Origin of the sequence: Streptococcus pseudopneumoniae (genome assembly GCF_038148955.1) — a bacterium.
Lineage (GTDB): Bacteria > Bacillota > Bacilli > Lactobacillales > Streptococcaceae > Streptococcus > Streptococcus pseudopneumoniae_T.
Window position 1 is genome coordinate 12,605 of the sequence record NZ_JBBJZY010000021.1, and the last position, 20,090, is coordinate 32,694.

General features: G+C 40.6%; 23 protein-coding genes. All 23 read left to right on the forward strand.

What is annotated here, in order from left to right; translation table 11 throughout:
* Window positions 1–51 precede the first annotated feature (51 nt).
* Window positions 52–1,203 (forward strand): N-acetylglucosamine-6-phosphate deacetylase, encoded by a 1,152-nt coding sequence (gene nagA, locus WKI23_RS07905; RefSeq protein WP_368079534.1) that lies wholly within the window; start codon window positions 52–54, stop codon window positions 1,201–1,203.
* Between the two features lie 162 nt (window positions 1,204–1,365).
* Window positions 1,366–2,424: a zinc-dependent alcohol dehydrogenase family protein gene (locus tag WKI23_RS07910; protein WP_000649459.1), complete on the forward strand. Its 1,059-nt coding sequence runs from the start codon at window positions 1,366–1,368 to the stop codon at window positions 2,422–2,424.
* A gap of 149 nt (window positions 2,425–2,573) precedes the next feature.
* Entirely contained in the window at window positions 2,574–2,939 is a 366-nt protein-coding gene (locus WKI23_RS07915; RefSeq protein WP_000286405.1) for a DUF1033 family protein, read from the forward strand.
* Window positions 2,940–3,015: 76 nt separating this feature from the next.
* Window positions 3,016–3,957, forward strand: a complete 942-nt coding sequence (gene comGA / locus WKI23_RS07920; RefSeq protein ID WP_368079535.1) for a competence type IV pilus ATPase ComGA — start codon at window positions 3,016–3,018, stop codon at window positions 3,955–3,957.
* Window positions 3,905–4,921 (forward strand): competence type IV pilus assembly protein ComGB, encoded by a 1,017-nt coding sequence (comGB, locus tag WKI23_RS07925; protein ID WP_368079550.1) that lies wholly within the window; start codon window positions 3,905–3,907, stop codon window positions 4,919–4,921. Before comGA ends, comGB begins: the two co-directional genes overlap by 53 nt.
* 1 nt (window position 4,922) lies before the next feature.
* On the forward strand, window positions 4,923–5,246 hold the full coding sequence (gene comGC, locus WKI23_RS07930) for a competence type IV pilus major pilin ComGC (RefSeq protein WP_000738649.1): 324 nt from the start codon (window positions 4,923–4,925) through the stop codon (window positions 5,244–5,246).
* Entirely contained in the window at window positions 5,209–5,643 is a 435-nt protein-coding gene (gene comGD, locus WKI23_RS07935; RefSeq protein WP_368079536.1) for a competence type IV pilus minor pilin ComGD, read from the forward strand. The genes comGC and comGD overlap by 38 nt, the downstream gene beginning before the upstream one ends.
* Window positions 5,606–5,908: a competence type IV pilus minor pilin ComGE gene (comGE, locus tag WKI23_RS07940; RefSeq protein WP_000413380.1), complete on the forward strand. Its 303-nt coding sequence runs from the start codon at window positions 5,606–5,608 to the stop codon at window positions 5,906–5,908. The genes comGD and comGE overlap by 38 nt, the downstream gene beginning before the upstream one ends.
* Window positions 5,871–6,332, forward strand: a complete 462-nt coding sequence (comGF, locus tag WKI23_RS07945; protein ID WP_368079537.1) for a competence type IV pilus minor pilin ComGF — start codon at window positions 5,871–5,873, stop codon at window positions 6,330–6,332. The genes comGE and comGF overlap by 38 nt, the downstream gene beginning before the upstream one ends.
* Window positions 6,310–6,723: a competence type IV pilus minor pilin ComGG gene (gene comGG / locus WKI23_RS07950; RefSeq protein ID WP_368079538.1), complete on the forward strand. Its 414-nt coding sequence runs from the start codon at window positions 6,310–6,312 to the stop codon at window positions 6,721–6,723. Before comGF ends, comGG begins: the two co-directional genes overlap by 23 nt.
* A gap of 32 nt (window positions 6,724–6,755) precedes the next feature.
* A complete protein-coding gene (locus WKI23_RS07955; RefSeq protein WP_368079539.1) occupies window positions 6,756–7,343 on the forward strand; it encodes a class I SAM-dependent methyltransferase in 588 nt (195 codons plus the stop codon).
* A gap of 60 nt (window positions 7,344–7,403) precedes the next feature.
* The gene (locus WKI23_RS07960) at window positions 7,404–8,357 is read left to right on the forward strand and encodes a class I SAM-dependent methyltransferase (protein ID WP_368079540.1); all 954 of its coding nucleotides are present in this window, start codon (window positions 7,404–7,406) and stop codon (window positions 8,355–8,357) included.
* 49 nt (window positions 8,358–8,406) lie between these two features.
* Window positions 8,407–9,597 (forward strand): acetate kinase, encoded by a 1,191-nt coding sequence (locus WKI23_RS07965; protein WP_368079541.1) that lies wholly within the window; start codon window positions 8,407–8,409, stop codon window positions 9,595–9,597.
* Window positions 9,598–9,746: 149 nt separating this feature from the next.
* Window positions 9,747–10,118 (forward strand): ribonuclease P protein component, encoded by a 372-nt coding sequence (gene rnpA, locus WKI23_RS07970; protein WP_000739245.1) that lies wholly within the window; start codon window positions 9,747–9,749, stop codon window positions 10,116–10,118.
* Entirely contained in the window at window positions 10,093–10,917 is an 825-nt protein-coding gene (locus WKI23_RS07975; protein ID WP_368079542.1) for a membrane protein insertase YidC, read from the forward strand. Before rnpA ends, WKI23_RS07975 begins: the two co-directional genes overlap by 26 nt.
* 17 nt (window positions 10,918–10,934) lie before the next feature.
* Complete coding sequence (gene jag, locus WKI23_RS07980; RefSeq protein ID WP_368079543.1) at window positions 10,935–11,921, forward strand: RNA-binding cell elongation regulator Jag/EloR; 987 nt, start codon at window positions 10,935–10,937, stop codon at window positions 11,919–11,921.
* A 50-nt stretch (window positions 11,922–11,971) separates the two neighbouring features.
* On the forward strand, window positions 11,972–12,595 hold the full coding sequence (locus WKI23_RS07985) for an HI_0552 family protein (protein ID WP_368079544.1): 624 nt from the start codon (window positions 11,972–11,974) through the stop codon (window positions 12,593–12,595).
* A 116-nt stretch (window positions 12,596–12,711) separates the two neighbouring features.
* Complete coding sequence (tkt, locus tag WKI23_RS07990) at window positions 12,712–14,688, forward strand: transketolase (protein WP_368079545.1); 1,977 nt, start codon at window positions 12,712–12,714, stop codon at window positions 14,686–14,688.
* A gap of 128 nt (window positions 14,689–14,816) precedes the next feature.
* Window positions 14,817–15,116 (forward strand): preprotein translocase subunit YajC, encoded by a 300-nt coding sequence (yajC, locus tag WKI23_RS07995; RefSeq protein ID WP_049540522.1) that lies wholly within the window; start codon window positions 14,817–14,819, stop codon window positions 15,114–15,116.
* A gap of 46 nt (window positions 15,117–15,162) precedes the next feature.
* On the forward strand, window positions 15,163–15,606 hold the full coding sequence (locus WKI23_RS08000) for a low molecular weight protein-tyrosine-phosphatase (protein ID WP_368079546.1): 444 nt from the start codon (window positions 15,163–15,165) through the stop codon (window positions 15,604–15,606).
* Complete coding sequence (locus tag WKI23_RS08005; protein WP_368079547.1) at window positions 15,593–16,003, forward strand: MORN repeat-containing protein; 411 nt, start codon at window positions 15,593–15,595, stop codon at window positions 16,001–16,003. The genes WKI23_RS08000 and WKI23_RS08005 overlap by 14 nt, the downstream gene beginning before the upstream one ends.
* 299 nt (window positions 16,004–16,302) lie before the next feature.
* The gene (adhE, locus tag WKI23_RS08010; RefSeq protein ID WP_368079548.1) at window positions 16,303–18,954 is read left to right on the forward strand and encodes a bifunctional acetaldehyde-CoA/alcohol dehydrogenase; all 2,652 of its coding nucleotides are present in this window, start codon (window positions 16,303–16,305) and stop codon (window positions 18,952–18,954) included.
* Between the two features lie 110 nt (window positions 18,955–19,064).
* Window positions 19,065–19,976: an XRE family transcriptional regulator gene (locus WKI23_RS08015; RefSeq protein ID WP_368079549.1), complete on the forward strand. Its 912-nt coding sequence runs from the start codon at window positions 19,065–19,067 to the stop codon at window positions 19,974–19,976.
* Window positions 19,977–20,090: the final 114 nt, after the last annotated feature.

Sequence of the window (20,090 nt, forward strand, 5' to 3'; positions counted from 1 at the left end):
TGTAATTGACATAATAAATATCAAAAGTAATCTTTTAAGGAGGTCATTATTATGCCTAATTACGTTAAAGCGGATCAGTTTTTCTATCCATTTGGCATTCGTCGCGGTGGGTACTTAGAACTTGTTGATGGCAAATTTGGGAAACATGTGGATCAAATTCCTGAAGGAGCAGAGGTTCTTGACTATACTGGTTATAGCATTGCACCAGGTCTTGTGGATACTCATATTCATGGATATGCAGGTGTAGATGTGATGGACAACAACATTGAAGGTACATTGCATACTATGAGTGAAGGACTTCTTAGTACCGGTGTTACCAGTTTCTTGCCCACAACTTTAACAGCCACTTATGAGCAATTGCTTGCAGTCACTGAAAATCTTGGAAAACATTATAAAGAAGCAACAGGTGCTAAGATTCGTGGGATTTATTATGAAGGTCCATATTTCACAGAAACTTTTAAGGGGGCACAAAATCCAACTTATATGAGAGACCCGGGTGTTGAGGAGTTTCATTCTTGGCAGAATGCTGCAAAAGGGATGCTAAATAAAATCGCTATTGCACCAGAGCGTGAAGGTGTAGAAGACTTTGTACGAACTATCACCGGAGAAGGCGTAACGGTTGCTCTTGGGCATTCAAATGCGACTTTTGATGAAGCTAAAAAGGCAGTCGATGCTGGAGCCAGTGTTTGGGTACACGCCTACAATGGAATGCGTGGGTTGACTCACCGTGAGCTCGGTATGGTGGGAGCCATGTATGAGTTGCCACATACTTACGCTGAATTGATTTGTGATGGCCATCACGTAGATCCAAAAGCCTGCGAAATTCTTATCAAACAAAAAGGGACAGAAAACATTGCTCTTATTACAGACTGTATGACAGCTGGTGGATTGGAAGACGGAGACTACATGTTGGGAGAATTCCCAGTTGTCGTTGCCAATGGAACTGCACGTCTCAAATCGACAGGCAATTTGGCAGGTTCTATCCTCAAACTCAAGGACGGTTTGAAGAATGTGGTTGAATGGGGAATTGCGAATCCGCATGAAGCAGTCATGATGGCCAGCCTCAACCCAGCAAAATCTGTTCACATCGATGATGTCTGTGGGCAAATCCGTGAAGGCTACGACGCTGACTTTATCGTGTTAGATAAAGATTTGGAATTGGTAGCAACCTACCTAGACGGTGTGAAACGTTATCAAGCATAAGAGAGAAGGCAGAAGTTAGAGACTAGCTTCTGCTTTTTTATGTATGGTGCTTTACTGGTAAACAAAAAAGTTAAAAAAATCACAAAAAATCTTGAACAAGCAAATGAAAAGGTTTACAATTATATTATAAATAGTACAAATAAAAAAACGGAGGAGTGCTTTATGAAAGCCTATACTTATGTTAAACCAGGACTTGCTTCTTTTGTTGACGTTGACAAACCAGTTATTCGCAAGCCAACAGACGCTATTGTGCGTATCGTAAAAACCACTATTTGTGGAACAGACCTCCATATTATCAAAGGGGATGTTCCTGCTTGCCAAAGTGGTACCATTCTTGGTCACGAAGGGATTGGGATTGTTGAAGAAGTTGGGGAAGGAGTTTCTAACTTCAAAAAAGGCGACAAGGTCTTGATTTCTTGTGTTTGTGCCTGTGGTAAATGCTACTACTGTAAAAAAGGAATTTATGCCCACTGTGAAGACGAAGGGGGCTGGATTTTCGGTCACTTGATTGATGGTATGCAGGCTGAATATCTACGTGTCCCTCATGCAGATAACACTCTTTACCATACTCCAGAAGACTTGTCAGATGAAGCCTTGGTTATGCTATCAGACATTTTGCCTACTGGGTATGAAATTGGTGTCTTGAAAGGAAAAGTAGAACCTGGTTGTAGCGTAGCCATTATTGGTTCAGGTCCAGTTGGATTGGCTGCTCTCTTGACAGCTCAGTTCTACTCACCAGCCAAATTGATTATGGTGGACTTAGACGATAACCGCTTGGAAACTGCTGTATCATTTGGTGCGACTCACAAGATTAATTCTTCAGACCCTGAAAAAGCCATTAAAGAAATTTATGATTTGACAGATGGACGTGGTGTGGATGTTGCTATCGAAGCTGTTGGTATTCCTGCAACATTTGATTTCTGTCAAAAGATTATCGGTGTAGACGGAACAGTTGCCAACTGTGGTGTGCATGGTAAACCAGTTGAATTCGATTTGGACAAACTTTGGATTCGCAACATCAATGTAACAACTGGTTTGGTATCTACAAATACAACTCCACAATTGTTGAAAGCTCTTGAAAGTCATAAGATTGAACCAGAAAAATTGGTAACTCACTATTTCAAACTCAGTGAAATTGAAAAAGCCTATGAAGTCTTCAGTAAGGCAGCAGACCACCATGCCATTAAGGTCATTATCGAAAATGATATTTCAGAAGCTTAAGAACCAAAAAGTTTTTATCATATAAGCAAATAGAAATTCAGTCATCATAGGATGGCTGGATTTTTTATCGAAAAATTAAGAAATGAGCATATTTCTTTCCTTGTCTGGCGGAATTGGTTATAATATACGGTACAAAGGAATGAATGAATATGTATCGTGTTATAGAAATGTACGGAGATTTTGAACCGTGGTGGTTCTTAGAAGGTTGGGAAGAAGATATTGTAGCTAGTAAGAAATTTGACCAGTATTATGATGCTCTCAAATACTACAAAACTTGCTGGTTTAGATTGGAACAAGAATCCCCTCTTTATAAAAGCAGAAGCGATTTGATGACCATTTTTTGGGATCCAGAAGACCAACGCTGGTGCGATGAATGTGATGAGTATTTACAACAATACCATTCTTTGGCTCTTTTACAGGATGAGCAGGTTATTCCAGATGAAAAACTACGCCCAGGCTATGAAAAACAAACAGGTAAGGAAAGACACCGTTCTTGCCGTATGAAATTAAAATAGAGAAAAAGTAACTTTTTTGGAGTTGCTTTTTTTATTTTTCCAAATCTTTGCGAATAGTATAGGTGAGGAGGTAAGTATGGTTCAAGAAATTGCACAAGAAATCATTCGTTCGGCCCGGAAAAAAGGGGCGCAGGATATTTATTTTGTCCCTAAGTTAGATGCCTATGAGCTTCATATGAGGGTAGGAGACGAGCGCTGTAAAATCGGTTGTTATGATTTTGAAAAGTTTGCGGCCGTCATCAGTCACTTTAAGTTTGTGGCGGGTATGAATGTGGGAGAAAAGCGACGTAGTCAGCTTGGTTCCTGCGACTATGCCTATGATGATAAGATGGCGTCCCTACGTCTATCTACTGTAGGCGATTATCGAGGACATGAGAGTTTAGTAATTCGCTTGTTGCATGATGAGGAGCAGGATTTGCATTTTTGGTTTCAGAATATTGACGAATTGGGTAAGCAGTACAGGCAACGTGGTCTCTATCTCTTTGCTGGTCCGGTCGGAAGTGGCAAGACGACCCTGATGCACGAATTAGCCAAGTCCCTATTTAAAGGACAGCAAGTTATGTCCATCGAAGATCCTGTCGAAATCAAGCAGGACGACATGCTCCAATTGCAGTTGAACGAAGCAATCGGACTGACCTATGAAAATCTGATTAAGCTTTCCCTACGGCATCGTCCTGATCTCTTGATTATCGGAGAAATTCGTGACAGCGAGACGGCGCGTGCAGTGGTTAGAGCCAGTTTGACAGGGGCGACAGTCTTTTCAACCATTCATGCCAAGAGTATTCGAGGTGTTTATGAGCGCCTGCTGGAGTTGGGTGTGAGTAAGGAGGAATTGGCAGTCGTTCTGCAAGGAGTCTGCTACCAGAGATTGATCGGGGGAGGAGGAATTGTTGACTTTGCAAACAAAGACTATCAAGAACACCAGCCAACTAGCTGGAATGAACAGATTGACCAGCTTCTTAAAGATGGACATATCACAAGTCTTCAGGCTGAAACGGAAAAAATTAGCTACAGCTAAGCAAAAAAATATCATCACCCTGTTTAACAATCTCTTTTCCAGCGGTTTTCATCTGGTGGAGACCATCTCCTTTTTAGATAGGAGTGCCTTGTTGGACAAGCAGTGTGTGATCCAGATGCGCACAGGCTTGTCTCAGGGGAAATCATTCTCAGAAATAATGGACAGTTTGGGATTTTCAAGTGCCATTGTCACTCAGTTATCCCTAGCGGAAGTCCATGGAAATCTCCACCTGAGTTTGGGAAAGATAGAAGAGTATCTAGACAATCTGGCCAAGGTTAAGAAAAAACTAATTGAAGTAGCGACCTATCCCTTGATTTTGCTGGGATTTCTTCTCTTAATCATGCTGGGGCTACGAAACTACCTACTACCACAACTGGATAGTAGTAATATTGCCACCCAAATTATTGGCAATCTGCCACAAATCTTTCTAGGCATGATAGTTTTTGTTTCGGTAGGTGTCCTTTTAGCACTAACTTTTTATAAAAGAAGTTCTAAGATGCGCGTCTTTTCTATCTTAGCACGCCTTCCCTTTCTTGGAATCTTTGTGCAGACCTATTTGACAGCCTATTATGCGCGTGAATGGGGTAATATGATTTCTCAAGGGCTGGAGTTGACGCAGATTTTTCAGATCATGCAGGAACAAGGTTCCCAGCTCTTTAAAGAAATCGGTCAAGATTTGGCTCAGTCCCTACAAAATGGCCGTGAATTTTCTCAGACGATAGGAACCTATCCTTTCTTTAAAAAGGAGTTGAGTCTCATCATCGAGTATGGGGAAGTCAAGTCCAAGCTGGGTAGTGAGTTGGAAATCTATGCTGAAAAAACTTGGGAAGCCTTTTTTACCCGAGTCAACCGCACCATGAATCTGGTGCAGCCACTGGTTTTTATCTTTGTGGCATTGATTATCGTTTTACTTTATGCGGCAATGCTCATGCCCATGTATCAAAATATGGAGGTAAATTTTTAACATGAAAAAAATGATGACATTCTTGAAAAAAGCTAAGGTTAAAGCTTTCACTCTGGTAGAGATGTTAGTGGTCCTTTTAATTATCAGTGTGCTTCTCTTGCTCTTTGTACCTAATCTGACCAAGCAAAAAGAAGCAGTCAACGACAAAGGAAAAGCTGCTGTTGTTAAGGTGGTAGAAAGCCAGGCAGAGCTTTATAGTTTGAATAAAAACGAAGAGGCTACTCTAAGCAAATTACAAGCAGATGATCGCATCACAGAAGAGCAAGCTAAAGCTTATAAAGAATATCATGCAAAACAAAATAAGACTCAAACGGTCGCGGATTAAGGCCTTTACCATGCTTGAAAGTCTCTTGGTTTTGGGACTTGTGAGTATCCTTGCCTTGGGCTTGTCAGGCTCTGTCCAGTCCACTTTTGCGGCGGTAGAGGAACAGATTTTCTTTATGGAGTTTGAAGAACTCTATAGGGAAACCCAAAAACGCAGTGTAGCCAGTCAGCAAAAGATTAGTCTGAATTTAGATGAGCAGACCATTAGCAATGGCAGTCAAAAGTTGACAGTCCCTAAAGGAATTCAAGCACCATCAGGCCAAAGTATTACATTTGACCGATCTGGGGGCAATTCGTCCCTGGCTAAGGTTGAATTTCAGACCAGCAAAGGAGCGATTCGTTATCAATTATATCTAGGAAATGGAAAAATTAAACGCATTAAGGAAACAAAAAATTAGGGCAGTGATTTTACTGGAAGCAGTAGTCGCTCTAGCTATCTTTGCCAGCATTGCGACCCTCCTTTTGGGACAAATTCAAAAGAATAGGCAAGAAGAAGCAAAAATCTTGCAAAAGGAAGAAGTCTTGAGGGTAGCTAAGATGGCCTTGCAGACAGGTCAAAATCAGGTAAACATAAATGGAGTTGAGATTCAGGTGTTTTCTAGTGAAAAAGGATTGGAGGTCTACCATGGTTCAGAACAGTTGTTGGCTATCAAAGAGCCATAAGGTCAAGGCTTTCACTTTGTTGGAATCCCTGATTGCCCTCATTGTCATCAGTGGAAGCTTACTTCTCTTTCAAGCCATGAGTCAGCTCCTCATTTCAGAAGTTCGCTACCAGCAGCAAAGTGAGCAAAAAGAGTGGCTCTTGTTTGTGGACCAGCTGGAAGCAGAATTAGATCGTTCGCAGTTCGAAAAGGTAGAAGGCAATCGCCTATACATGAAGCAGGATGGCAAGGATATCGCTATAGGTAAGTCAAAATCGGATGATTTTCGGAAAACCGATGCCAGTGGACGAGGCTATCAGCCTATGGTTTATGGCCTCAAATCTGCGCAGATTACAGAGGAAAATCAAGTGGTTCGTTTTCGTTTCCAGTTTCAAAAAGGCTTAGAAAGGGAGTTCATCTATCGTGTGGAAAAAGAAAAAAGTTAAGGCAGGAGTTCTCCTCTATGCAGTCACCATAGCAGCCATTTTTAGTCTTTTGTTACAATTTTACTTGAACCGACAGGTCGCTCACTATCAAGACTATGCTTTGAATAAAGAAAAATTGGTTGCTTTTGCCATGGCTAAACGAACCAAGGATAAAGCCGAGCAAGAAAGTGGGGAACAGGTTTTTAATCTAGGTCAGGTAAGCTATCAAAACAAGAAAACAAGCTTGGTGACGAGGGTTCGTACGGATAAGAGTCAATATGAGTTTCTGTTTTCTTCAGTCAAAATCAAAGAAGAGAAAACAGAGAAAAAGGAAGAGGTAGAGACCGATTCAAGCGAAAAAGCGGAGAAGAAAAAATCTGAAGAGAAGGTCGAAAAGAAAGAGAATTCCTAGCCAATCAAGCTACTTTGTGATAAACTAAAAATATGAAACATGATTTTAACCATAAAGCAGAAACTTTTGATTCACCTAAAAATATCTTCCTTGCAAACTTGGTTTGTCAAGCAGTCGAGAAACAGATTGATTTTCTATCAGACAAAGAAATTTTGGATTTTGGTGGAGGGACGGGTCTATTAGCCTTGCCCCTAGCCAATCAAGCCAAGTTCGTCACTCTTGTAGATATTTCTGAGAAAATGCTGGAGCAAGCTCGTTTGAAAGCGGAGCGACAAGAAATCAAGAATATCCAGTTTCTGGAGCAAGATTTACTGGCAACTCCCTTGGAGCAAGAGTTTGATCTCATTGTTGTTAGTCGGGTTCTTCATCATATGCCTGATTTGGATGCGGCTCTCTCACTGTTTCGTCAACATTTGAAGGAAAATGGACAACTCTTACTTGCTGATTTTACCAAGACAGAAGCTAACCATCATGGATTTGAATTGGCTGAACTGGAAAACAAGCTAACCCAGTTTGGTTTTTGGAGCATTGACAGTCAGATTCTTTACAGTGCTGAAGACCTGTTTCAAGGAAATTACTCAGAACTCTTTTTAACAGTAGCCCAAAAATCACTCGCCTAGTCAGGGAGTGATTTTTCTATAAGGATGGAAAAAAGAAGGGAAATTTGATAAGATAGGAATATGGATTTTGAAAAAATTGAACAAGCTTATACGTATTTACTAGAGAATGTCCAAGTCATCCAAAGTGATTTGGCGACCAATTTTTATGACGCCTTGGTGGAACAAAACAGCATCTATCTGGATGGTGAGACTGAGCTAAATCAGGTAAAAGAGAACAATCAAACCCTTAAGCGTTTAGCGCTTCGCAAAGAAGAATGGCTCAAGACCTACCAGTTCCTCTTGATGAAGGCGGGGCAGACAGAGCCCTTGCAGGCCAATCACCAATTTACACCGGATGCTATTGCCTTACTTTTGGTGTTTATTGTGGAGGAATTGTTTAAAGAGGAGGAAATCACTATCCTCGAAATGGGTTCTGGGATGGGAATTCTGGGAGCTACTTTCTTGACCTCGCTGGCTAAAAAAGTGGATTACTTGGGAATAGAAGTAGATGATTTGCTGATTGATTTGGCAGCTAGCATGGCAGATGTGATTGGTTTACAGGCTGGCTTTGTCCAAGGAGATGCCGTTCGTCCACAAATGCTCAAAGAAAGCGATGTGGTCATCAGCGACTTGCCTGTTGGCTATTATCCTGATGATGCCGTTGCAGCGCGCCATCAAGTAGCCTCTAGTCAAGAACATACCTACGCCCATCACTTGCTCATGGAACAAGGGCTTAAGTACCTCAAGTCAGATGGATATGCTATTTTTCTAGCTCCGAGTGACTTGTTAACTAGTCCTCAAAGTGATTTGTTGAAAGGGTGGTTGAAGGAGGAAGCGAGTCTGGTTGCCATGATTAGTCTGCCTGAAAATCTCTTTACTAATGCCAAACAGTCCAAGACTATTTTTATCTTACAGAAGAAAAATGAAATAGCAGTAGAGCCTTTTGTTTATCCACTTGCTAGCTTGCAAGATGCAAGTGTTTTAATGAAATTTAAAGAAAATTTTCAAAAATGGACTCAAGGTACTGAAATATAAAATAGATTTTGTTATAATAGATGAAAACGCTTAAAAGAGGTAATTGATTATGACCAAAACAATCGCAATAAATGCAGGAAGTTCAAGTTTAAAATGGCAATTATACTTAATGCCAGAAGAAAAAGTATTGGCGAAAGGTTTGATTGAACGTATCGGTTTGAAAGATTCAATTTCAACTGTAAAATTTGATGGCCGTTCTGAACAACAAATTTTGGATATCGAAAATCATACACAAGCCGTTAAAATTTTATTGGATGACTTGATCCGTTTCGATATTATCAAGGTTTACGATGAGATTACAGGTGTTGGACATCGTGTTGTTGCCGGTGGAGAATATTTCAAAGAATCAACAGTTGTTGAGGGGGATGTTTTAGAAAAAGTTGAAGAGTTAAGCTTGTTGGCTCCCCTCCACAATCCAGCCAATGCGGCAGGTGTCCGTGCCTTTAAGGAACTGTTGCCAGACATTACCAGTGTAGTTGTGTTTGATACTTCCTTCCACACAACTATGCCAGAGAAAGCTTATCGCTACCCTCTACCAACAAAATATTACACAGAAAACAAGGTTCGTAAATATGGTGCCCACGGTACAAGCCATCAGTTTGTAGCAGGAGAAGCAGCAAAACTCTTGGGACGTCCATTAGAAGACTTGAAGTTGATTACCTGTCATATTGGTAACGGAGGCTCAATTACAGCTGTGAAAGCTGGTAAGTCTGTCGACACTTCTATGGGCTTCACTCCTCTGGGTGGTATTATGATGGGAACTCGTACAGGGGACATTGATCCAGCTATCATTCCTTATTTAATGCAATATACAGAGGACTTTAACACACCAGAAGATATCAGTCGTGTTCTGAACCGTGAATCAGGTCTTTTGGGAGTTTCTGCTAATTCTAGCGATATGCGCGATATAGAAGCTGCTGTAGCAGAAGGGAATCACGAGGCTAGCTTGGCTTATGAAATGTATGTTGACCGTATTCAAAAACATATCGGTCAGTACCTTGCAGTCCTAAATGGAGCAGATGCTATTGTTTTCACAGCAGGTGTTGGTGAAAATGCAGCAAATTTCCGTCGTGATGTAATCTCAGGTATTTCGTGGTTTGGCTGTGATGTTGACCCAGAAAAGAACGTCTTTGGTGTGACAGGAGACATTTCAACAGATGCAGCGAAGATCCGTGTCTTGGTTATTCCAACAGATGAGGAACTAGTTATTGCCCGTGATGTTGAACGCTTGAAAAAATAACTAAAATCAGAAAAAATATTCCGTACAAGGAGTTGGGAAAGTGATTTTTCCAGCTTCTTTTTCTGATGAAATTGTCCAAAACCTTGCTATGATTGGCTTTTTTGAAAAATATGGTATAATAGTAGTAATTTAATAGATGGAGTTGAGTTTTGAAGAAAAACTTTCGTGTAAAAAGAGAGAAAGATTTTAAGGCGATTTTCAAGGAGGGGACAAGTTTTGCTAACCGAAAATTTGTTGTCTACCAATTAGAAAACCAGAAAAACCATTTTCGAGTAGGTCTATCAGTTAGCAAAAAGCTGGGGAATGCCGTCACTAGAAATCAAATTAAGCGACGAATTCGACATATTATCCAGAATGCAAAAGGGAGTCTGGTAGAAGATGTCGACTTTGTTGTCATTGCTCGAAAAGGAGTCGAAACCTTGGGATACGCAGAGATGGAGAAAAATCTACTCCACGTATTAAAATTATCAAAGATTTACCAGGAAGGAAATGGGAGTGAAAAAGAAACTACAGTTGACTAGTTTGCTAGGACTGTCTCTATTGATTATGACAGCCTGTGCAACTAATGGGACAACTAGCGATATTACGGCAGATTCGACTGATTTTTGGAGTAAATTGGTTTACTTCTTTGCAGAAGTCATTCGCTTTTTATCGTTTGATATTAGTATCGGAGTGGGAATTATTCTCTTTACAATCTTGATTCGTACAGTGCTCTTGCCAGTCTTTCAAGTGCAAATGGTGGCTTCTAGAAAAATGCAGGAAGCTCAACCACGCATTAAGGCGCTGCGAGAACAATATCCGGGTCGAGATATGGAAAGCAGAACCAAACTAGAGCAGGAAATGCGTAAAGTCTTTAAAGAAATGGGTGTCAGACAATCAGATTCTCTTTGGCCGATTTTGATTCAGATGCCGGTTATTTTGGCCTTGTTCCAAGCTCTATCAAGGGTTGACTTTTTGAAGACAGGTCATTTCTTATGGATTAACCTTGGTGGTGTGGATACAACCCTTGTTCTCCCGATTTTAGCAGCAGTATTTACCTTTTTAAGTACTTGGTTGTCCAACAAAGCCTTGTCTGAGCGTAATGGAGCTACGACGGCGATGATGTATGGGATTCCAGTCTTGATTTTTATCTTTGCAGTTTATGCGCCAGGTGGAGTCGCCCTATACTGGACAGTGTCCAATGCTTACCAAGTCTTGCAAACCTATTTCTTGAACAATCCATTCAAGATTATCGCAGAACGTGAGGCGGTAGTACAGGCACAGAAAGATTTGGAAAATAGAAAAAGAAAAGCCAAGAAAAAGGCTCAGAAAACGAAATAATAAGGAGGAATCTGGTAATGGTAGTATTTACAGGTTCAACTGTTGAAGAAGCAATTCAAAAAGGATTAAAAGAATTAGATATTCCAAGGAAGAAGGCACATATTAAAGTCATTTCTCGTGAGAAAAAAGGCTTTCTTGGTTTATTTGGTAAAAAACCAGCCCAAGTGGATATTGAAGCGATTAGTGAAACGACTGTTGTCAAAGCAAACCAACAAGCTGTAAAGGGAGTTCCAAAACAAATCAATGATTTGAATGAGCCTGTTAAAACAGTCAGTGAAGCAACTGTTGATTTGGGTCATGTTGTAGAGGTAATTAAAAAGATTGAAGAGGAAGGCCAAGGTATTTCTGATGAAGTCAAGGCTGAAATCTTAAAACATGAAAGACATGCCAGCACTATCTTAGAAGAAACTGGTCACATTGAGATTTTAAATGAACTTCAAATCGAGGAAGCGATGAGGGAAGAAGCGGGCGCTGATGACCTTGAAACTGAGCAAGACCAAACTGAAAATCAAGACTTGACAGAGATGGGCTTGAAAGTTGAACCGAGCTTTGATATTGCCCAGGTGGCTACGGATGTGACTGCCTATGTTCAAGCGATTGTGGATGACATGGATGTTGAAGCCACACTTTCAAATGATTATAACCGTCGTAGTATCAATTTGCAAATTGATACTAACGAACCAGGTCGTATTATCGGCTACCATGGTAAAGTCTTGAAGGCCTTGCAACTGTTGGCTCAAAATTATCTTTATAACCGCTATTCAAGAACCTTCTACATTACAATCAATGTCAATGATTATGTCGAACACCGTGCAGAAGTCTTGCAGACCTATGCGCAAAAATTGGCGACTCGTGTTTTAGAAGAAGGACGCAGTCATCAGACAGATCCAATGTCGAATAGTGAACGCAAGATTATCCATCGTATTATTTCACGTATGGATGGCGTGACTAGTTATTCTGAGGGTGATGAGCCCAATCGCTACGTCGTTGTAGATACAGAATAAGTAAAATCAGGCTTGACCTGATTTTTTGCTAGCTAGAGGAGATTAAACTGATGTTGAATAAGATAAGAGACTATATAGACTTTGCAGGTTTGCAGTACCGTAATCCAGATAAAGCGGGAACAGAGCGAGAGAAGATGCTGGCATTGCGCCACAAAGGTCAAGAAGCTCGAAAGGCTTTTACAGAATTGGCTAAAGCCTTTCAGGCAAATCATCCAGAATGGCAACTCCAACAGACTAGCCAGTGGATGAATCAGGCCCAGCGTTTGAGACCACACTTTTGGGTTTATATACAGCGTGAGGGGAAAGTGACAGATCCTATGCTAGCTTTACGTTTGTATGGAAGCTCTTCTGATTTTGGTGTCTCACTAGAAGTTAGTGTTATCGAGCGCAAGAAAGATGAGCAAACTTTAGGCAAGCAGGCCAAGGTTTTAGAAATTCCAGTGGTAGAAGGGATTTATTATCTATCCTACTCTGATAGTCAAAGTCAAAGATGGGAGGCGAACGAAGAAAATCGTCGTACTTTAGTCGAGAAGATAGGCAGTCAAGAAATCCGTAAAGTGTTAGTTAAGGCAGATGTTTCTTGTATAGAAAATCAATCATTGGAAGCGATTTTAGATAAATTAGAAAAAGCTTATGAGCGCTTGCTTCCCTATTATCAAGCGACTAGAGGGTAGAAAATAGATGACTTATCTAGTGTCGAATTGATTTATTGCTATTCTATGTATTTTTTCATATAATAGTAGAATAGAATGTGTGATCCAATAATCACCTCAAATAGAAAGGAAATTCTATGTCAAATCTATCTGTTAATGCAATTCGTTTCCTAGGTATTGACGCCATCAACAAAGCCAACTCAGGTCACCCAGGTGTAGTTATGGGAGCAGCTCCGATGGCTTACAGCCTCTTTACAAAACAACTTCGTATCAATCCAGCACAACCAAACTGGATTAACCGCGACCGCTTTATTCTTTCAGCAGGCCATGGTTCAATGCTCCTTTATGCTCTTCTTCACCTTTCTGGTTTTGAAGATGTCAGCATGGATGAAATCAAGAGCTTCCGCCAGTGGGGTTCTAAAACACCTGGTCACCCAGAATTTGGTCATACAGCAGGGATTGATGCTACGACAGGTCCTCTAGGTCAAGGTATTTCAACTGCTACTGGTTTTGCCCAAGCAGAACGTTTCTTGGCAGCCAAATATAACCGCGAAGGCTACAATATCTTTGATCACTATACTTACGTTATCTGTGGAGACGGAGACTTGATGGAAGGTGTCTCAAGCGAAGCAGCTTCATACGCAGGTTTACAAAAACTGGATAAGTTGGTTGTTCTTTATGATTCAAATGACATCAACTTGGATGGTGAGACAAAGGATTCCTTTACAGAAAGTGTTCGTGACCGTTACAATGCTTACGGTTGGCACACTGCCTTGGTTGAAGATGGAACAGACTTGGAAGCAATCCATGCTGCTATCGAAACAGCTAAAGCTTCAGGAAAACCATCTTTGATTGAAGTAAAGACTGTGATTGGATACGGTTCTCCAAACAAACAAGGAACTAATGCTGTACACGGTGCTCCTCTTGGAGCAGATGAAACTGCGGCAACTCGTCAAGCGCTCGGTTGGGACTATGAACCATTTGAAATTCCAGAACAAGTATACGCTGATTTCAAGGAAAATGTTGCGGACCGTGGCGCATCAGCTTATCAAGCTTGGACTAAATTAGTTGCTGACTATAAAGAGGCTCATCCAGAACTGGCTGCAGAAGTAGAAGCCATCATCGACGGACGTGATCCAGTTGAAGTGACTCCAGCAGACTTCCCAGCCTTAGAAAATGGCTTCTCTCAAGCAACTCGTAATTCAAGCCAAGATGCCTTGAATGTTGTAGCTGCTAAGTTGCCAACCTTCCTAGGTGGATCAGCTGACCTTGCTCACTCAAACATGACTTATATCAAAACGGACGGACTTCAAGACGACGCTAATCGCTTGAACCGTAACATTCAGTTTGGTGTTCGTGAATTTGCAATGGGAACTATCTTGAACGGGATGGCCCTTCACGGTGGACTTCGTGTATACGGTGGTACTTTCTTCGTCTTCTCTGACTATGTCAAGGCAGCTGTCCGCTTGTCAGCCTTGCAAGGACTTCCTGTTACTTATGTCTTTACCCACGATTCAATCGCAGTTGGTGAAGATGGTCCAACTCACGAACCAGTTGAACACCTAGCAGGTCTTCGTGCTATGCCAAATCTGAATGTTTTCCGTCCAGCAGATGCGCGTGAAACTCAAGCAGCTTGGTACCTTGCAGTGACAAGTGAGAAAACACCAACTGCCCTTGTCTTGACACGTCAAAACTTGACTGTTGAAGAAGGGACAGATTTCGATAAGGTTGCTAAAGGTGCCTATGTCGTCTATGAAAATGCAGCAGACTTTGATACAATCTTGATTGCAACAGGTTCAGAGGTCAACCTTGCTGTCTCAGCTGCCAAAGAATTGGCTAGTCAAGGCGCAAAAGTCCGCGTAGTCAGCATGCCATCTACAGATGTCTTTGATAAACAAGATGCAGCTTACAAGGAAGAAATCCTTCCAAATGCAGTCCGCCGTCGTGTTGCAGTCGAAATGGGTGCAACTCAAAACTGGTACAAATATGTTGGTCTTGATGGTGCCGTTCTAGGTATTGATACCTTCGGAGCCTCTGCCCCAGCACCAAAAGTATTGGCAGAATATGGCTTTACTGTAGAAAATCTTGTAAAAGTCGTTCAAGACTTGAAATAATCCTAAGAATCAGAGCGCAAGCTCTGGTTTTTTCTTACTAGAAAAGTAAGGTACAATCTTGTAAAAGTAGCTGAAATTTGATATAGTAGTCCTATGTAAAAGACAAAGGAGAAAATACTATGGAAAATATTAGTCCAAATTTAACATTTGTGATTATGCTTGTAGCGATGTTGGGCTTGATGTTCTTTATGCAACGCTCTCAAAAGAAACAAGCACAAAAACGTATGGAAAGTTTAAATAAACTACAAAAAGGCTATGAAGTGATTACAATCGGTGGACTTTACGGAACAGTTGATGAAGTCGATACTGAGAAGAGAACGATTGTTCTTGATGTAGATGGAGTTTACTTGACTTTTGAACTAGCTGCTATCAAGACCGTATTACCGCTGAAAGAAACTGCTTCACTCGAAGGTGCAATTGAAAAATAAGACGGGATCACGAACTCCCGTTTTTCTATAAAAGAAAGGAAATGGGATGAAAAAACTAGTCTTTGTCTGTTTGGGAAATATTTGCCGCAGTCCTATGGCCGAGTTTGTTATGAAATCAATGACAGATAGTTACGAAATCCAAAGTCGAGCGACTTCCTCTTGGGAACATGGTAATCCGATTCATAAGGGCACTCAGGGAATTTTTCAACAGTATGAGATTCCTTATGACAAGAGCAAGACATCTCTTCAGATTACTAAAGAAGATTTTGAAGACTTTGATTATATTGTCGGAATGGACGCTTCAAATGTTTCTGACTTACGTCAAATGTGTCCAGTAGATTGTCAAGATAAGATTTACTCATTCGCATCTGAAAGTGTCCCAGATCCTTGGTATACAGGGGATTTTGAGGAGACCTATCAGCGTGTTCAAGAGGGGTGTCAAGTTTGGCTAGAACGTTTAGAAAAGGAGAGTGAAGGTGGAAAATCTTAAGAATTTTTACGACAAGTATCGTGTCTATCTGACTCGTCCACGTTTAGAGATTTTGGCAGTAGTTACCATTGTTTTCTGTGCTGTACTCGTCTTTTTTCTAAATATTCCCGGAAAAGGTGTCTTAAAACTGGATAATGGAACGATTGTTTATGACGGCAGTCTTGTTCGTGGCAAAATGAATGGTCAAGGAACCATTACCTTCCAAAATGGAGACCAGTATACTGGTGGTTTCAGCAATGGAGCCTTCAACGGAAAAGGTACCTTTCAATCCAAAGAAGGCTGGACCTACGAAGGTGATTTTGTAAATGGTCAGGCTGAAGGAAAAGGAAAACTAACAACAGAACAAGAAGTCGTTTATGAAGGAACTTTTAAACAAGGTGTTTTTCAACAAAAATAAAGCCTCCTTATCAAAGGAGGTATTGTTAGAACTCCAAAGTAAGCGCTTACCGGAAAATCTATCACTTTCCAAGTCCCTCTTCCAAGCAAGTTTGTGAAATAAAAAATATTTGAAATAAATTTCACAAACTTCAAAGATAAAGCTTGCTAAGAAAAGAAAATAACAAACATTTCACAAGGTGCTAAAAATTCTTTGTGAAATGTTTATGAAACTGTTTACAAAGTTGAAATAATACGTTATAATAAACTTGTGAAAAAATTAACAAAGGATATCGATCCTTGAAAGCTGTGGAGGAAAATATGGCTGATAAAAAAACTGTGACACCAGAGGAAAAGAAACTCGTTGCTGAAAAACACGTAGATGAGTTGGTTCAAAAAGCTCTAGTTGCCCTTGAAGAAATGCGTAAATTGGATCAAGAGCAAGTTGACTACATCGTTGCCAAAGCATCAGTAGCAGCTTTGGATGCCCACGGAGAATTGGCTTTACATGCCTTTGAAGAAACAGGACGTGGTGTATTTGAAGATAAAGCAACTAAGAACTTGTTTGCCTGTGAACACGTAGTAAACAACATGCGTCACACTAAGACAGTTGGCGTTATCGAAGAAGACGATGTAACAGGATTGACTCTTATTGCTGAACCAGTTGGTGTTGTTTGTGGTATTACTCCAACAACAAACCCAACATCAACAGCAATCTTCAAATCATTGATTTCATTGAAGACACGTAACCCAATCGTCTTTGCCTTCCATCCATCAGCACAAGAATCATCTGCTCATGCAGCTCGTATCGTCCGCGATGCAGCTATCGCAGCTGGTGCTCCTGAAAACTGTGTGCAATGGATTACTCAACCATCTATGGAAGCAACAAGTGCCCTTATGAACCACGAAGGTGTTGCGACAATCCTTGCAACAGGTGGTAATGCCATGGTTAAGGCGGCTTATTCATGTGGTAAACCAGCTCTTGGGGTAGGTGCCGGAAACGTTCCAGCTTATGTTGAAAAATCAGCAAACATTCGTCAAGCAGCACACGATATCGTCATGTCTAAATCATTTGATAACGGTATGGTCTGTGCATCTGAACAAGCAGTTATCATTGATAAAGAAATTTACGATGAATTTGTAGCAGAGTTCAAATCTTACCACACTTACTTTGTAAACAAAAAAGAAAAAGCTCTTCTTGAAGAGTTCTGCTTCGGCGTCAAAGCAAACAGCAAAAACTGTGCTGGTGCAAAATTGAACGCTGACATCGTTGGTAAACCAGCAACTTGGATTGCAGAACAAGCAGGATTTACAGTTCCAGAAGGAACAAACATTCTTGCTGCAGAATGTAAAGAAGTTGGCGAAAATGAGCCATTGACTCGTGAAAAATTGTCACCAGTTATTGCCGTTTTGAAATCTGAAAGCCGTGAAGATGGTATTACTAAGGCTCGTCAAATGGTTGAATTTAACGGTCTTGGACACTCAGCAGCTATCCACACAGCTGACGAAGAATTGACTAAAGAATTTGGTAAAGCTGTTAAAGCTATTCGTGTTATCTGTAACTCACCTTCTACTTTTGGTGGTATCGGGGACGTTTACAATGCCTTCTTGCCATCATTGACACTTGGATGTGGTTCTTACGGACGCAACTCAGTTGGGGATAACGTTAGTGCCATTAACCTCTTGAATATCAAAAAAGTCGGAAGACGGAGAAATAACATGCAATGGATGAAACTTCCTTCAAAAACATACTTTGAACGTGATTCAATTCAATACCTTCAAAAATGTCGTGACGTTGAACGTGTCATGATCGTTACTGACCATGCCATGGTAGAGCTTGGTTTCCTTGATCGTATCATCGAACAACTGGACCTTCGTCGCAATAAGGTTGTTTACCAAATCTTTGCTGATGTAGAACCAGATCCAGATATCACAACTGTAAACCGTGGTACTGAGATTATGCGTGCCTTCAAACCAGATACAATCATCGCTCTTGGTGGTGGATCTCCAATGGATGCTGCTAAAGTAATGTGGCTCTTCTATGAACAACCAGAAGTGGACTTCCGTGACCTTGTTCAAAAATTCATGGATATCCGTAAACGTGCCTTCAAGTTCCCATTGCTTGGTAAGAAGACTAAATTCATCGCAATCCCAACTACATCTGGTACAGGATCTGAAGTAACTCCATTTGCTGTTATCTCTGATAAAGCAAACAACCGTAAATACCCAATTGCTGACTACTCATTGACACCAACTGTGGCAATCGTAGACCCTGCCTTGGTATTGACAGTTCCTGGATTTGTTGCTGCTGATACTGGTATGGACGTATTGACTCACGCGACTGAAGCTTACGTATCACAAATGGCTAGTGACTACACTGACGGTCTTGCACTTCAAGCCATCAAACTTGTATTCGAAAACCTTGAAAGCTCAGTTAAGAATGCAGACTTCCATTCACGTGAGAAAATGCACAACGCTTCAACAATCGCTGGTATGGCCTTTGCCAATGCCTTCCTAGGTATTTCTCACTCAATGGCTCACAAAATCGGTGCGCAATTCCACACAATCCACGGTCGTACAAATGCCATCTTGCTTCCATATGTTATCCGTTACAACGGAACACGTCCAGCTAAGACAGCAACATGGCCTAAGTACAACTACTACCGTGCAGATGAAAAATACCAAGATATCGCACGCATGCTTGGACTTCCAGCTTCTACTCCAGAAGAAGGTGTGGAATCTTACGCAAAAGCTGTCTACGAACTTGGTGAGCGCGTAGGTATCCAAATGAACTTTAAAGCACAAGGAATCGATGAAAAAGAATGGAAAGAACATTCTCGTGAATTGGCCTTCCTTGCTTACGAAGACCAATGTTCACCAGCTAACCCACGTCTTCCAATGGTTGACCACATGCAAGAAATCATCGAAGATTCTTACTATGGTTACAAAGAAAGACCAGGACGCCGTAAATAATTGTTATCAGCCTAGAGGCAGGAATTTCCTGTCTCTTTTTTGTCGTTTTCACCAAACTATGATAGAATATAAAAAATTATATTTTTAAAATATAGGAGAAAACCGAAGGAATGAATAGTTTTGGTGAAAAAGTAAGAGGCTTAAGAGAAGAAAAAGGACTAAGTCGTCCAGTTTTTTGTGGGGATGAGTCTGAATTATCAGTGCGTCAGTTGGTGAGAATCGAAAAAGGAGAATTTCGCCCGACGATAAAAACACTAGAATACATTGCAGAACGATTAGAAATTCCGTCCTACGTTTTGATGCCAGATTATAAGGAATTGCCTAAACGCTACCAAGAATTAAAGTACTTTCTTCTTCATCATCCTGACTACGGAGACAAGGAGTTGCAGGAGCAGAAGGAAGAATATTTTGATGAGATTTTTGAATGTTTTTATGATGATTTGCCCCGTGATGAGAAAGTGGTAGTGGATTGTCTTCAAGCAATAGATGAAGTGAGAGCGACGGATAATGAACAGTATGGAATAGCGCTTTTAGATGAATCTTTTGAGGAACTATGGAATCAAAGAGAATTTTCCTTTTCAGATCTTTTAAAAATTAGATTGTATTTTTTGTGTAGTTATTTAGAAAATATAAAAAAAGGACAGTTATCTATTAGCGAACAGCAGAAACTTCAATTAATGTTTCAAAAAGTATGTAATAACGTAGAAAATAGCGGTACGGACGATTTATTTCTTGTTCGTGATGTGTTATTTGCAGGGCTAGGAAGTTGTGAATTATTGAATGACTTAGAGTTATTTAAGTTAGCTGTAGAAAAACTGAATTGGATTTCTGAAAAAACACGAGATTTCCAAAAGCAACCGATTGTCTTGATGGTAGAATGGAAATATTATATTCAGATGGATTATGATACAGCTAAACAAAAGTATGAAGAAGCAAAAATGATGGCGAGGATGTTTGGTAATGAGCAGTTAATTGTTAGTTTAGATAAGGAATGGAGCGAAGACTTAGAAAGGTATTGTTAAATGCTTTATAGGAGTGACATTTCTGTCATTGAGGGAATGCCGCTTTTTTGTTACAATGAATTTTATACTCAATGAAAATCAAAGAGCAAACTAGGAAACTAGCCGCAGGCTGTA

Coding starts and splice junctions, on each gene's coding strand:
- comGC (WP_000738649.1), top strand. CDS start 4,923: ATGAAAAAAATGATGACATTCTTGAAAAAAGCTAAGGTTAAAGCTTTC.
- nagA (WP_368079534.1), top strand. CDS start 52: ATGCCTAATTACGTTAAAGCGGATCAGTTTTTCTATCCATTTGGCATT.
- WKI23_RS07910 (WP_000649459.1), top strand. CDS start 1,366: ATGAAAGCCTATACTTATGTTAAACCAGGACTTGCTTCTTTTGTTGAC.
- tkt (WP_368079545.1), top strand. CDS start 12,712: ATGTCAAATCTATCTGTTAATGCAATTCGTTTCCTAGGTATTGACGCC.
- comGA (WP_368079535.1), top strand. CDS start 3,016: ATGGTTCAAGAAATTGCACAAGAAATCATTCGTTCGGCCCGGAAAAAA.
- WKI23_RS08000 (WP_368079546.1), top strand. CDS start 15,163: ATGAAAAAACTAGTCTTTGTCTGTTTGGGAAATATTTGCCGCAGTCCT.
- WKI23_RS07915 (WP_000286405.1), top strand. CDS start 2,574: ATGTATCGTGTTATAGAAATGTACGGAGATTTTGAACCGTGGTGGTTC.
- WKI23_RS07960 (WP_368079540.1), top strand. CDS start 7,404: ATGGATTTTGAAAAAATTGAACAAGCTTATACGTATTTACTAGAGAAT.
- WKI23_RS07985 (WP_368079544.1), top strand. CDS start 11,972: ATGTTGAATAAGATAAGAGACTATATAGACTTTGCAGGTTTGCAGTAC.
- adhE (WP_368079548.1), top strand. CDS start 16,303: ATGGCTGATAAAAAAACTGTGACACCAGAGGAAAAGAAACTCGTTGCT.
- comGB (WP_368079550.1), top strand. CDS start 3,905: ATGGACATATCACAAGTCTTCAGGCTGAAACGGAAAAAATTAGCTACA.
- comGE (WP_000413380.1), top strand. CDS start 5,606: ATGGAAAAATTAAACGCATTAAGGAAACAAAAAATTAGGGCAGTGATT.
- comGF (WP_368079537.1), top strand. CDS start 5,871: ATGGTTCAGAACAGTTGTTGGCTATCAAAGAGCCATAAGGTCAAGGCT.
- comGD (WP_368079536.1), top strand. CDS start 5,209: ATGCAAAACAAAATAAGACTCAAACGGTCGCGGATTAAGGCCTTTACC.
- WKI23_RS07955 (WP_368079539.1), top strand. CDS start 6,756: ATGAAACATGATTTTAACCATAAAGCAGAAACTTTTGATTCACCTAAA.
- WKI23_RS07965 (WP_368079541.1), top strand. CDS start 8,407: ATGACCAAAACAATCGCAATAAATGCAGGAAGTTCAAGTTTAAAATGG.
- WKI23_RS08015 (WP_368079549.1), top strand. CDS start 19,065: ATGAATAGTTTTGGTGAAAAAGTAAGAGGCTTAAGAGAAGAAAAAGGA.
- jag (WP_368079543.1), top strand. CDS start 10,935: ATGGTAGTATTTACAGGTTCAACTGTTGAAGAAGCAATTCAAAAAGGA.